Below are 14,598 nucleotides of genomic sequence, written 5' to 3' on the forward strand. Positions count from 1 at the left end.
CATGGAAAATCTACCGAAGAAAATAAGAAGTAAAAAATTAAGTACGAGAGTTGATCTAACCGCAATGGTTAGTGTTTCTTTCTTGTTAATTATCTTTTTTATGGTTACTATTGAGTTAGCAAAACCGAAAGCTTTAGAACTAAATATGCCTGACAATGATCCTATATGTGGTGGCATAGGTTGTGTAGATGCAAATCGCATCTATACCCTATTACTAGATGATAATAATAAAATTGTTGCGTATTCAGGTCTTTTGTCCTACCCGCTGGAAAATCCTAAAAAAGTTAGTTACAATTCAGATGGTATACATAGAGAATTAACCCGTAAAAAAGAATCAATTTTAGAATATTCAACCAGTTTAGGAAAACCGAAAAATGGTCCAATTGTCATTATAAAACCCAGCGAAAAATGCAATTATAAAAATTTAATAGATATTCTGGAAGAAATGAGAATTACAAACATTGACACTTATGTCATTGTAAACGAATTCACTCCTGAAGAAACAAAACTGTTAGCTTCTAAATAAAAAAAACTTCTTTTGAAAATGATTGCCATAGCCCAGATAGAAGGGAAAATCCTTTTTTGTCCGCCGCGGCGGACAAAAAAGATTGGAATGATAGCTGGAAATAGCTCCAGAAAACTAAACTTGAAACAAAAGACATAAAAAAAATCCCACATTGCTGTGGGATTTTTTATTTAAACAAGGTTTTTATAGTTTTATAAACTTGATACTTGAACTTCCTTTATCTGATTTTACTTTTATAAAATAATTTCCTGTTCTTAGTTTTGAAACATCAATATTAGAAACTGATTTCGCATTTGGAATTGCGATAACCAATTGTTCCAAAATATTATAGATTTCATATGAATCTATTTCTATAGCTTGAGTTGCTGCAATATTCAAAACATTACTAGCGGGAATTGGGTATAATTTAAAATAGCTTGAAAATTCAAAATCCTGAGTTCCTAAGCTTTTAAAAGTAGAAATTGCTTTATTCGTTAAAATTGGAAAATTATAATCAAAATAAATGTTGGCGTCATTTGTAAACGTATCTCCTACTACTAATGTTGGTTTTGTCTTGATTTTAAAAGCGATATAGCCGTCATTATTAGCGTCGTCAAATGGTAAATTAATATTCTCGAAGATAAATTCTACTTTATTTCCTTCTGAAATTTTAGTTACAAAAGAATGGTTTGAACTTGTTGGAATCAAAGTCGAAATATCAAATTTAGACAAATCAATCATGTCTTTTACTACAATATTTTGAGCAGAATAAGTTCCTGTATTTTCAAAACGAATCATATAATGGACGTACTCGCCTATTAAACTTGGCGTGATTACTTCTCCTTCTAAACATGTTTTGTCATTTGGATCAAAAGAACCAACAACAGTTTGATTTAACGTAAATGTGTTATCATTTGGAGTTTCGTCATTATCTTGCAATGAAATTGATGCTGTAAGATTTAAAATATCTCCGATATTTACCGCAGGAGTTTCCGTTGGTCCATTTAAATTTAAAGTGAAGAAGATTTCGCGTATTTCAAAAGGCTGCAAATTGGTAAAATTCCAAGTTAAACTATTAGTGTTTTGAGTTGAAGCAATTGGATTAGCTGTAACTAAATTTAATATTGCTCCATTGAATTTAACATTTACCGCCCCTGATTGAGTGTTATTACCTTTGTTTTTATAAACTATTTTATATTTTGCATCAAAGCCTGGCCTTGCTCCTTGAATAGGTAAAAGCGAAACTTCCAGATCAGGATGAACACCATTTGCTGTAACACAAAAGTCTTGAATAAATGGACTTGCTTGTGTTGGAAAGGTAATATCTATCGTTGTTGGGGAAATATTAAAATAGGTAGGATTTTCTAAGATTGGGATTATAGTGTGCGTGCCTTCCTTAACGCCAATAGCAAATGATTTGTTTTGATTTGTACTAATTTGTTCTTTTTTATCTTTACTATTAATCAGATAATTAATTCCTTTTGTAAAATAATCATCAGTATCGCAGCCATTTTTTTCATTGTCAAATTTTGTGTTTCCCTGTATAACAAAAAAATCTCCTCCAGGATTAGAAGTGCAATATGTATTTATTTCATAAGGTCTTATTTGTGCCTTTGATAGCATTTCTTTTACGTCTTCAATACGATTGTCGTCTACACAAACATAATTTAAATAATAAGAGTATTGCAAAAACTCTAAATTGGTTTTAAATCCGTTTTTCATATTTATAATTGAAGAAGAACAAGCTAGACTTTTTAATTTAGTCAACGGACTAACATCAAGTGAATAAATAGCACAAGTTAACGTATTTAGTTCTTCTAAATTTTTCGCATTAGCAGTTTCTAAAGACTTTATCTGAGTTCCTGCGCAGTTTAAATAATTTAGATTTATTGAATGACTGATATCTAGCTCCGTTAATTGATTGTTTGCGCAATCTAAATATTTCAGAAAAACAGAATTAGTTAAATCTAAAACAAATATATTATCATAACTACAAATTAACTTTTCTAAATAAATTAAGTTCTTTATATCTAAAACCTGCAACTCATTATTATGACTACAATCGATATATTTTAATTTTGATAAATTGGTTACATCCAGATGATCTAAATTATTACTAGTACAATCTAAATATTCTAAATTTATAAAATTTGATATACCATTTAAATCTCTTAAAAATACATGATCAACTAAATTTAAATAACTAATATTTTTCGCTTCATCAATTTGAATTTGCTGGTCATGATTAACATCTATAGTACAATACTCTCCTGATAAGTTTTTTGCAATCATATTTTGAGGAGTTGCACTTAATAACATCTCTTTAAATTCTGTATTTGGCATATTAGCAATCTGTGCTTTTGAAGTCGAAAAAAAACATAAAGCAAGAATCAAAAAGTAGATTTTCTTCATATAATGAAATTTTTAAGTAAAAATAACTTTTTAAGATTATAACACAACTTTATTTGTTAAATTTTCTTAAAATCAAAAGTATAGCGCAAAAAAAAGTCCCACATTTCTGTGGGACTTTCTATTTAGAGGAAACTAACAATTATTTTTTCTCAGTTTTTTCCATTTTAGCTTTTAATGCAGCTAATACATCATTGTTATCTCCTAAAGTTGCAGCTGGTGCATTTGTAGATGATGCAGATGAAGTATTTTCAGTTGCAGCTTTCACGTTTTTCTCTTCTTCTTCACGGAAGATAGCAGTGTGAGAAGCAACTACTCTTTTGAATTCTTTGTTAAATTCGATTACTTTGAAATCAGCAGTATCACCTTTTTTCAATTTCTTTCCGTCTTCTTTTTCAAGGTGACGAGTAGGAATGAAAGCAACGATATCATCTCCGAATTCTACAGTAGCTCCTTTGTCAACGATTTCAGAAATTTCACCATTGTGGATAGTTCCTACAGCGAAAGAATCTTCGTATTGATCCCAAGGATTAGCAGTAGTTTGTTTGTGACCTAAAGATAATTTACGTCCTTCAACATCTAATTCTAATACAACTACATCAAGTTTCTCACCAACATTTACAAATTCAGATGGGTGTTTGATTTTCTTAGTCCAAGAAAGGTCAGAAATGTAGATTAATCCATCAATTCCTTCTTCTAATTCTACGAAAATACCAAAGTTTGTAAAGTTTCTAACGATACCTGTATGTTTAGAACCTACTGGGTATTTAGAAGTGATGTCAGTCCATGGATCTTGAGTCAATTGTTTGATACCTAATGACATTTTACGGTCATCTCTATCTAAAGTTAAGATAACAGCTTCAACAACATCTCCAACTTTTACGAAATCCTGAGCAGAACGTAAATGAGTTGACCATGACATTTCAGAAACGTGGATTAAACCTTCAACACCTTCAGCAACTTCGATAAATGCACCGTAATCAGCGATTACAACTACTTTACCTTTTACTTTATCACCAATAGTTAAATTAGCATCTAAAGCATCCCATGGGTGAGCGTTTAATTGTTTCAATCCTAATTGAATTCTTGTTTTCTCATCATCGAAATCAAGGATTACAACGTTTAATTTTTGGTCTAATTCAAGAACTTCACTTGGGTGGTTGATTCTACTCCAAGAAAGGTCAGTAATGTGAATTAATCCGTCAACACCACCTAAGTCAATGAACACACCATAAGAAGTAATGTTTTTAACAACACCTTCTAATACTTGTCCTTTTTGTAATTGACCGATGATTTCTTTTTTCTGTACTTCGATATCAGCTTCAATAAGCGCTTTATGAGATACAACAACGTTTTTGAATTCGTGGTTAATTTTTACCACTTTGAATTCCATCATTTTGTTTACATATACATCGTAGTCTCTAATTGGCTTAACGTCAATTTGAGATCCAGGTAAGAAAGCTTCAATTCCAAAAACGTCAACGATCATACCACCTTTAGTTCTGCATTTTACAAAACCATTAACGATTTCTCCTGTTTCGTTTGCAGAAATAACTCTATCCCATGATTTAATAGTACGTGCTTTTCTGTGAGATAATACTAATTGACCTGTTTTGTCCTCACGGATGTCGATTAATACTTCTACTTTGTCACCTACTTTTAAGTTTGGGTTGTAACGGAACTCGTTTAAAGAAATAACACCTTCAGATTTAGCATTGATATCAACGATAACGTCTCTATCTGTAATTCTAACAACAACTCCTTCAACTACTTCTTCTTGATCTGTAGCGATGAAAGTTTTAGATACTAGTTCTTCAAACTCTTGTAAGTTTTTCTCATCAACTGCATCAATTCCTTCTTGGAAGTTATGCCAGTTAAAATTTGCTAAAAACTCTTCTTGTGATTTTAATTGTTCAGACATGCTGATAAAAAATTTGTATTCTGTTTTTCTTGAGTTTCTTAAAGCGATAGAAAAAACAGAAGTTGTTTTACATAAATAGTTGATCCCTAATGGAAACTCTTCTCTGCTAAAAGGTTTGCAAAATTAATACATTTTTTTGTAATAGCAAAACAATTCTAAATGATTATCAGTCATTTGTTCAGAAGCAGATCTTGTAAGACTTTTTAATAACTTTAGTCCCGCTTTCACCTATATCTTTTTCTGTCCGCTGTCGCCAACAAAAAAAGGATACCGGCTCTATCGGGGCTAGATTAGATCTTTATGTTTTTTAAGCACATATTGCGACAAATTCAAAAGGTTTTATCCCGAAGCTTCGGGACTGTTGGGGTTGCTATTCACTGCTATCTTTGTCAAAGTTTTTAAACTTTGACAAAGATTTACAACCTAAAAAACTTCCCCAGGTTCTACAACAAACCCGACAGGTTTTTAAAACCTGTCGGGTTTAGTATATCAATATAACTAATCTAAAACTAACTCAAACAACTTCGGATTTTCAAATTTACTTTCGTCTAATTGACCGTCTTTATCATAAAATTTCCAAGGAGAATTAGCGAAAAAATATACTTTGTTTTTGATTAAAGTAGCCAAAGCTGGCTCGTCAAAAACTTTCCTATTATTATCCAAAACTGTAAAATCAACTATTTTAGTTTGAGATTCATTCAGTTTATAACGTACAATTCTTATTGGCACTACTCCATTCTGAATTGCAATTAATGAATTATTATAAAAAACCAATCCGTCAATTCCTTTTTTAGAAGCATTATCCGGAAATTCCAGCCAATTTTCTTTTTTACTTTTTATATCAATAGACAGGATTCCTTTTAAATAATCTGCAATAAATATTTTAGATTCATTTGCATTTAATGTAATTCCTTGCAAGTTAAAAGCTTCTTTTCGAAGATCTTTCCATAAAACCAAGCTTTCATTTTCAATCTTATAGATTATCGCTTCGGCACTATCTGAAATGTAAACATCATTATTTTTAGTTATTACAAGATCTCCAAAAACATGATTTCCTTCAATTACATAACGTTTTACAAGCTTTCTTGTGTTTATATCAATTTTCAGAATCTCGCTTTTTCCTTCCATTTCCTTCGAAAAACCTTTCATTTCAGGAATTGCCGAACAAGCTATCCATAAATACTTCTCTTTATAATCTGCTTTTATTGCAAATACCGAATATGAACAATCTATGAACCAATCAGAACAATTGCCTTTTTCATCAAAGGAAACTACTTTTTTATTCCGAATACTTGACGATAACCAAAGTTTATGTTTCTCTAAATAAAGCAAACCTTCAGGATGCAAATCTTTTTCGGAAAGGCTAAATTTCTCTTTTGAGTTTTCGATTGTTTTAGATTGAGAAACTTTCAGTTCTAATAAATCCTTAAAGCCTTTTTCGTTTTTAATTCCATCAAAATCCGAATCACCTTCAAAATCTATGGTGTTATTTGCGAGAACAACAGTTTTTAGAACCCGTAAAGACTCTTCTTTTTTACCATTTAAAGAATATGCCGAAGCTAGATTATAAGCAAAAGTAGGATGCATTGGACGAATACTATCTAATTGCTTTGCTAATTTCAAAAACAAAACATAGTCTTTGCTTTTATAAGCTTCTACACTTTGATTGTACAAAACCTTAGTTTGAGAAAATGCAGAAATTCCAAATAAAAGCAACGCAAACAGTTTAATTTTCAGCATCGTTTTGTTTTTAAAAATGAAGAATAAAGTTATTGCTTTTTATTTAAATAGAAACCTTTAAAAAACGACAAACCCGACAGGTTTTTAAAACCTGTCGGGTTTACTATGTGCATTCTGCAATTAGTAAAATTTGCGTTAAAAAAATTTCCCATGTCTTGAATTCTCACTTGTTTGCGTCCAAACTTCAGCTCTGGCAAACTTATGATTTTCAAAATGCAATTCTAAATTTGGTAAAATATAGAATAATCGTTTAGTCCCAATATCAAATCTTAAACATAAATGACTGGAATTAAAAGCATTACTTTCTCCTGACCAAAATAAATTTAAAGTTGAAAAATTAATTTCAGGAATCTTTTTTAGTTTTTCCTGAGGAACATATAAACTTTTACCTTTAAAAGCAATTTTAAATGATGTCCAGTTTTTTCCATCAAATTGAACAGTTACAATTTCTCCTGTTTTATAATACAATTGAACTTCTGAAATTTCTTTTTTTCCACTAACAATTTCGTTACAGAATTCTTTCAGTTTCGAATCAAGAGATTCAAACCGAATTACATCATTGCTTTTTAAAATAAAAACAAACTTTTCAGGAACTTCAATTCTATCTTTATGAGCGTAAATTACACCCGAAGTAAAAAGTATCAGAATCACCAAAATCGACTTAATATTCTCCATAATAAAATATTCAATTTTAATTACATATTCTTAAAAAAAATAAACCCGACAGATTTTTTAAATTCTATCGGGTTTAAAATATTATATAAATCTTTTAATGACTCAAATTCTCAATTTCTTTTGGATCATGTTTATGTTTAAATAAAACAGCAAAAGCAATAGCAATTACCAAAGCATAAGCTGCGAATGACAACCAGATTGTATGCCAGTCTTTCATTAAAATTGGATTTGTAAAAATTCCGTCTGTAGAAATTGTATTTCCCTGACCCTTTACAAAATCAAGCATTTTTGAGTTTGTAGTATCAGTTTGTAAAAATCCAGCTAATTCAGTTGTATTGTGGAATGATTTTGTAAAGAAACGATCAATTGCCCAACCAGAAGTTAAACTTCCTAAAACTGCTCCTACTCCATTTGTCATCATCATGAATAAACCTTGAGCTGATGAACGAATTTTAGAATCAGTATTACTTTCTACAAATAAAGAACCTGAGATATTAAAGAAATCAAATGCCATTCCGTAAACGATACATGACATAATAATCATCCATAATCCTCCAACAGGATCTCCAAAAGCAAATAATCCGAAACGCAATACCCAAGCCAACATACTAATCAACATAACTTGTTTGATTCCAAAACGTCTTAAGAAAAAAGGAATCGCCAAGATAAATAAAGTCTCAGAAACCTGAGAAATCGACATAATAATAGTTGAATACTTAATTACGAATGAATCTGCATATTTTGGAAAATGCTTAAATTCATCTAAGAATACATCTCCATAAGCATTTGTCAATTGCAAAGCGCCTCCTAAAAACATAGAAAACACAAAAAACAAAGCCATTTTATAATTTCCGAATAATTTAAAAGCTTCTAATCCTAAAGTTTCAGTCAATGAAGCATCTTCTTTAGTCAAACGTTGTGGTTCACATTTTGGTAATGTAAAAGCATAAATCCCAAGAATTAAAGCGCCAACTCCAGCAATATAAAACTGATATTCGGTTGCTTTACTTCCGCTTAAATTAGTAATCCACATTGCGGCAATAAAACCAATAGTTCCCCAAACACGAATTGGTGGAAAATCTTTTACAATGTTTTTATTGTTTAATTTCAGTGAAGTGTACGAAATCGAATTACTTAATGCAATTGTTGGCATATAGCAACACATTGCGGCAAACATTACGTAAATAAAATTGTCAGGAGTTGTTACATGTGCAATACTAAACAAAACTACTGCATATATTATATGTAAAAAACCATATAATTTTTCAGCATTTATCCATCTGTCAGCAATGATTCCTGTTAATGTAGGCATGAATAAAGAGGCAATTCCCATGGTTCCGAAAACAAGACCAAACTGAGTTCCTTCCCAATTTTTAGTACCAAACCAATAATTTCCAATTGTTATAAGCCACGCTCCCCAAACAAAAAATTGAAGAAAGCTCATTATAATCAACCTGTTTTTAATTCCCATATGATGAAATTGTCTTTTAGTAAAAATGAAGCGGTAAAACTACCATTAAAAATGATATCTACAAAAAATTAAGCAGTTTTAACAACATCATTTACTAATTCTAAAACAGCTGAAAATTGTTCTTCTCTATTCAGGTAAGAATTATCTATTTCTATAGCATCATCTGCAATCACCAAAGGAGAATCTTCACGATGCGTATCTATATGATCTCTTTCTACAACATTTTTCAAAACATCTTCATAAGAAACATTATCACCTTTTTGCTGCAGTTCGTCAAAACGTCTTTGAGCACGTGTTTCTGCACTCGCAGTCATGAAAATTTTAAGTTCAGCATCTGGAAAAACTACTGTTCCTATGTCTCTTCCGTCCATAACAATAGCTTTATTTTTTCCCATTTCTTGTTGTTGTTCTACTAATTTAGAACGCACTTCAGAAACTTCGGCTACTTTACTTACAAAATTAGAAACTTCAATAGTTCTAATTTGTTTTTCGACATTTTCACCATTCAAATACATCTCAGCAAAACCAAGATCAGCATTAAATTTAAATTCTAATTGAATATTTGGAAGTGAATCTACTAAAGTTTTTTTATCAAAAAAATCAGCTTTAATAAGCTCATTCTGCATTGCAAAATAGGCAACAGCGCGGTACATTGCTCCGGTATCTACATAAACATATTCTAGCTCTTTTGCTAATTGTTTGGCCAAAGTGCTCTTTCCTGTTGATGAGAATCCATCAATTGCAATGGTAATTTTTTTCAATTTTTTATTTTTTAAATTTTAATTTCTTTACTGCTTTAATCTGATCTTAATAATAAATACTCATCAGAATATCTGACTCTGAGTTATCTATTATTTGTGCTATCCTGTCAAAGTATTTTTTATTAACCATGGGACAACCGTAGCTGTTGCAAATATAACCATCTTTCTCTTTATACGGAACATCAAAGTAGTAATGAAAAACAATATCTCGCTCAAATGCATTACTATTTGTTGAGTCTAATCCGTATAGTTTATAGGCTTTCCCGAATCTTCCGTTGTAATGATTTCCTATAGCATATTTTCCTAATGAAGTACTGAGCGAATTTGGAATATTACTGAATCTCAATTTCCCTTTTACACCAGTTTCAGATCCGGAACCATGAGCAACTAATCCTTTGTCTATGATTTTATTAGCTTTTAAATCATAGACAAAAAAGCGATTTTTACCAGAAGGAATTTTCATGTCAATAAAAAATGCAATCCTATTATTGTACTTCGAATTACTGTTTATTACTTTCTTGACTTCGTTAATTTGCGCTATATCAATTTTCTTTTCAGCTAATAAAATAACTTTTTCGTCTTTCCAGAAAATTTTAAATCCGATGAAAAACAACAGCGCTACAAAAAAAGCGAAAATGATCTTCTTCATATTAAACTGTTGGTTTGACGAGCTAAAATTTAAGTGTGGGAAATTTATATAATTTCAAAAAAAATGCTGTTGAAAAATTTACAACAGCAAAAGCTTAATTATATTGAAATTATACGAAATGTTATTTTAGTAATAAATATCCAAGATGATATTCGACTTAGAACTATCAATTATTTTTTCGATTCTTTTAAAGAATTGCTCATTTACCATTGGACAGCCGTGACTATTACTGATATAATAATCTTGCTCTTCATAAGGAACCGCTGAATAATAATGTAGAACTATCGCTCTTTTTAAAGCATTATTGTTTGTTTCGTCTAAACCTTCTAGTTTATATGATTTTCCAAAACATCCTTTATAACATTTTTCTATAGAATATCTGCCCAAAGCTGTGCAGTTTGAGTTTGGTGTATTGCTAAATCTTAAACTTCCTTTTATTCCGGTTTCAGATCCTGAACCGTGTGCCACAAGACCCTGGTCGATTATTTTATTGTTTACTAAATCGTAAACAAAAAAACGATTTTTACCGGAAGGTATTCTCATGTCCACAAAAAAAGCGATTTTAGTATTGTATTTGGGATCAATACTCATCATGTTTCTTATCTCGCTAACTCTTGTATTAATCCTCTCTATTTCCATAGTGGTAATAGAAGTTTCTTCTTTGTAGTAGTGTTTTGAACCCGTAAAAAAACCTACTGTCATAAACAAAAACAAACTAAATATTTTCATATAACTACTGAAAATTTAAAATTAGACCAAAAAGACTCGTATTTGCTGCCAATGTATATCTAGAGTATGAATAATTAAACTTTAACTTATTCATCTTTAAACCAAAACCTAATGAAACTCCTGAAAAATTGCGTTGATCTACCACTCTTAATTCTTCACCTCTTCTAAAATTATATCCTAAACGCAAATTAAATGCCCTTTTGGGGAACAGCTCCACACCAAAAACAACGTGTCGCAAAGCATTATTTACAAACGAAACCTTCTCGCTATTTGTTGATCCATCAATGTTGGTTTCTCCGCGAACGGGATTCGAAAAAGAAATATTCCATTGTTGCAAATTTTCTAATGAAAGATGCCAACGAATTGGAACGTGCTCTAATTCCTGAGAAACTCCTGCAATGATTTCAAACGGTAATTTTTCCTGTATACCGGAATAAGTTGTAAACTGTGTTCCTATATTACGAAATACCAGTGCCAAATTTACATCATTTTTTTCAATTTGATACATAATTCCCACATCAATTGCACCACCAATTGAATTATAACTTTCTAAAGTTGAAGTTATTAGTTTAGCTGTGGCTCCAATATGTAAATCTGTAAAAGGAACATTATACGCGTAGCCCAATGATAGCGCGCCTTCGCTACCTGAAAAGCTGGATGTTGCCTGACCATTTTCGTCATATCCTTCAAATGAACCATAATTTACATAACTCATTCCGGCGTAAAACGTCTGCACGTGTCTATCGTAAGTATAAGCGTACGAAGCAGTTCCGTAAGAAGCCTCGCCATAATAACTACCATAATTCATTGCTAAATGGTTATCCATATCTTCATTTAATGCTGCCGGATTAGACATTACCTGATTCACGTCTTCATCGTATATTGTAATCGTTTCACCTCCTAATGCAGCTTGTCGCGGTGAAGTCGTTAAATTTAAAAACTGATAAGTATATCGACCACCAATTTGCCCGTAAGAAACCGAACAAACTAAACTAAAAAAAAGTAAAACAAATCGTTTTAACATGCTTTTGGGGCGATTCCTATATGGGAATAACGCAAATGCGAAGATAAAATTATATAACTTATAAAATAAAATTTATTATAAATTAAATTCCAATAAAAAAATTCAAATTCCAAAACTGAAATCGAAGTTTAAAAACAATCAAGTTGCCAGTAAATATTGAGCTTAATAAAAAATTCCAAACTCCAAAACTGAGTTATCAGATTGGAATTTGGAATTTTAAAAATATTCGTATTTAACTTTAAAATCTTATTTTAAAGTTTTAGCATTTTTTACATTTTGGTCTGTCAAAGCCAAAGCTAAAACTTCGCTCATTTCTTTCACATAATGAAAACTCAAGCCTTCTAAGTATTCTGCTTTTATTTCGTCAATGTCACTTTTGTTTTCGTGACATAAAATAATTTCTTTAATACCAGCTCTCTTCGCAGCTAAGATTTTCTCTTTAATACCGCCAACTGGTAAAACTTTTCCACGAAGCGTGATTTCTCCAGTCATTGCTAAGCTTTTCTTTACTTTCTTTTGTGTTAACAAAGAAACCAAAGAAGTCAACATTGCAATACCTGCACTTGGTCCGTCTTTTGGCGTTGCTCCTTCCGGAACGTGCAAGTGGATATTATATTTTTGGAAAAGCTCAACACTTAAACCTAATTTCTTAGCATTTGCTTTAATGTATTCTAATGCAATTGTAGCTGATTCTTTCATTACAGTACCTAAATTTCCTGTAATACTTAAAGAACCTTTTCCTTCAGAAATTAAAGATTCAATAAACAAAATATCACCACCGACACTTGTCCATGCAAGACCTGTTACAACTCCTGCAATATCATTATTCTCGTATTTGTCACGCTCTAATCTTGGCACACCCAAAACGGTTACAATATCTTCGTCGGTTACTTTTTTATTGTATTCCTCCTCCATTGCAACTGCTTTTGCAGCGTTACGAATTACCTGAGCGATTTTTGTCTCTAAATTACGAACACCAGATTCACGTGTATAACCTTCTACGATTTTTTCTAATTGTTTTTTGCCAATTGTCAAATCTTTAGTAGTCAATCCATGCGCTTCCAATTGTTTTGGGAAAAGGTGTCTTTTTGCAATTTCAACTTTCTCTTCAATTGTATAACCTGACATTTTGATTACTTCCATTCTGTCACGCAATGCTGGCTGAATTGCCGACATATTATTAGAAGTTGCAATAAACATCACTTTAGATAAATCATATCCCATTTCAAGGAAGTTATCATAAAAAGCACTGTTTTGCTCCGGATCTAAAACCTCCAATAAAGCAGAAGATGGATCACCGCTATTTCCGTTTGACAACTTGTCAATTTCATCCAGAATAAAAACAGGATTCGAAGTTCCGGCTTTTTTCAAACTCTGAATAATTCGTCCTGGCATTGCACCGATATAGGTTTTTCTATGTCCGCGAATTTCAGCTTCGTCACGTAAACCACCTAACGAAATACGTACATATTCACGTCCAAGAGCTTCGGCAACTGAACGTCCAATAGATGTTTTACCAACTCCCGGAGGTCCTGTGAAACAAATAATTGGCGATTTCATATCGTTACGAAGTTTCAATACTGCCAAATGTTCAATCATTCTTTTCTTAACTTCTTCAAGTCCAAAATGATCTTTATCTAATATTTTCTGAGCATGTTTTAAATCGAATTTATCTTTAGAATATTCGCCCCAAGGCAATTCTAAAAACAACTCTAAATAGTTACGCTGAATTCCAAAATCAGGAGATTGTGGATTCATACGACGCATTTTTGACAATTCTTTTTCGAAATGTTTCTGCGTCTTTTCGTCCCATTTTTTAGTTTTCGCTTTCAGTCCCATTTCGTCCATTTCTTCCTCTTGCGAAACGCCTCCCAATTCTTCCTGAATGGTTTTCATTTGCTGATGCAAGAAATATTCACGTTGCTGCTGATCTAAATCAAAACGAACTTTTGACTGAATGTCATTCTTCAATTCTAATTTTTGCAACTCAACGTTCATATAACGTAAGGTTTCTAGCGCTCTGTCTTTTAATCCGTTGATAGACAATAAACCTTGTTTTTCTTTTACGGATAAATTCATATTAGAAGAAACAAAATTGATCAAAAACGACTGGCTCTCAATGTTTTTAATCGCAAAAGTAGCTTCTGACGGAATATTTGGACTTTCTTTTATAATTTGAATTGCCAACTCTTTTACAGAATCTAAAATAGCTGTAAATTCCGTATCATCTTCTTCCGGACGTTCTTCGGCAACCTCTTTTATAGTTGCAGTAATATAAGGTTCTTCTGAAACTACTTCGTCAATTTCAAAACGTTTTTTTCCTTGTAAAATAACCGTAACATTTCCGTCAGGCATTTTCAAAACGCGCAAAATTCTCGCTACAGTTCCTATTTTATGAATATCGTCTTTTGACGGATCTTCGTCTTCTTCATTAATTTGAGAAACTACACCAATAATTTTTCCGCCGGCATTGGCATCATTAATTAGTTTGATTGATTTATCTCTTCCTGCCGAAATTGGAATTACAACTCCCGGAAAAAGAACGGTATTACGCAAAGGTAAAATTGGCAACGAAAGCGGAAGCTCTTCGTTGTTCATTTCTTCTTCGTCCTCTGGAGTTAATAATGGAATTAATTCGGCTTCTGAATCAAATTCTTGAAGTGACAGATTGTCAATAGTAAGTATTTTATGGTTTGACATAATAATATATAAGT

The 14,598-nt window shown here is 31.6% G+C and carries 11 protein-coding genes; 1 reads left to right on the top strand and 10 read right to left on the bottom strand.

What is annotated here, in order from left to right:
- The first annotated feature begins 1 nt into the window (after position 1).
- A complete protein-coding gene (locus tag WN975_RS06605; protein WP_337965808.1) occupies positions 2–526 on the top strand; it encodes a biopolymer transporter ExbD in 525 nt (174 codons plus the stop codon).
- 183 nt (positions 527–709) lie between these two features.
- Here WN975_RS06605 and WN975_RS06610 read toward each other — a convergent pair whose 3' ends face one another.
- The 10 genes from WN975_RS06610 to lon form a co-directional block, all read right to left on the bottom strand.
- Positions 710–2,917: a T9SS type A sorting domain-containing protein gene (locus WN975_RS06610; protein ID WP_337965809.1), complete on the bottom strand. Its 2,208-nt coding sequence runs from the start codon at positions 2,915–2,917 to the stop codon at positions 710–712.
- 139 nt (positions 2,918–3,056) lie between these two features.
- Complete coding sequence (gene rpsA, locus WN975_RS06615) at positions 3,057–4,835, bottom strand: 30S ribosomal protein S1 (protein ID WP_089354646.1); 1,779 nt, start codon at positions 4,833–4,835, stop codon at positions 3,057–3,059.
- 498 nt (positions 4,836–5,333) lie between these two features.
- The gene (locus tag WN975_RS06620) at positions 5,334–6,575 is read right to left on the bottom strand and encodes a hypothetical protein (RefSeq protein WP_337965810.1); all 1,242 of its coding nucleotides are present in this window, start codon (positions 6,573–6,575) and stop codon (positions 5,334–5,336) included.
- A 135-nt stretch (positions 6,576–6,710) separates the two neighbouring features.
- The gene (locus tag WN975_RS06625) at positions 6,711–7,250 is read right to left on the bottom strand and encodes a hypothetical protein (RefSeq protein WP_337965811.1); all 540 of its coding nucleotides are present in this window, start codon (positions 7,248–7,250) and stop codon (positions 6,711–6,713) included.
- 94 nt (positions 7,251–7,344) lie between these two features.
- Positions 7,345–8,721 carry a nucleoside permease gene (locus WN975_RS06630; RefSeq protein WP_337965812.1) on the bottom strand — a complete coding sequence of 459 codons (1,377 nt, stop codon included), beginning with the start codon at positions 8,719–8,721 and terminating at the stop codon, positions 7,345–7,347.
- A gap of 68 nt (positions 8,722–8,789) precedes the next feature.
- Positions 8,790–9,482 (bottom strand): (d)CMP kinase, encoded by a 693-nt coding sequence (gene cmk / locus WN975_RS06635; protein ID WP_337965813.1) that lies wholly within the window; start codon positions 9,480–9,482, stop codon positions 8,790–8,792.
- Between the two features lie 46 nt (positions 9,483–9,528).
- A complete protein-coding gene (locus WN975_RS06640; RefSeq protein WP_337965814.1) occupies positions 9,529–10,131 on the bottom strand; it encodes a murein L,D-transpeptidase catalytic domain family protein in 603 nt (200 codons plus the stop codon).
- 126 nt (positions 10,132–10,257) lie between these two features.
- Positions 10,258–10,860, bottom strand: coding sequence for a murein L,D-transpeptidase catalytic domain family protein (locus tag WN975_RS06645; RefSeq protein WP_337965815.1), 603 nt, complete (start codon positions 10,858–10,860; stop codon positions 10,258–10,260).
- Positions 10,861–10,864: 4 nt separating this feature from the next.
- Entirely contained in the window at positions 10,865–11,884 is a 1,020-nt protein-coding gene (gene porQ, locus WN975_RS06650) for a type IX secretion system protein PorQ (protein ID WP_337965816.1), read from the bottom strand.
- A gap of 246 nt (positions 11,885–12,130) precedes the next feature.
- Positions 12,131–14,584 (bottom strand): endopeptidase La, encoded by a 2,454-nt coding sequence (gene lon, locus WN975_RS06655; protein ID WP_337965817.1) that lies wholly within the window; start codon positions 14,582–14,584, stop codon positions 12,131–12,133.
- Positions 14,585–14,598: the final 14 nt, after the last annotated feature.

It is taken from the genome of uncultured Flavobacterium sp., from assembly GCF_951805225.1.
Classification (GTDB): Bacteria; Bacteroidota; Bacteroidia; order Flavobacteriales; family Flavobacteriaceae; genus Flavobacterium.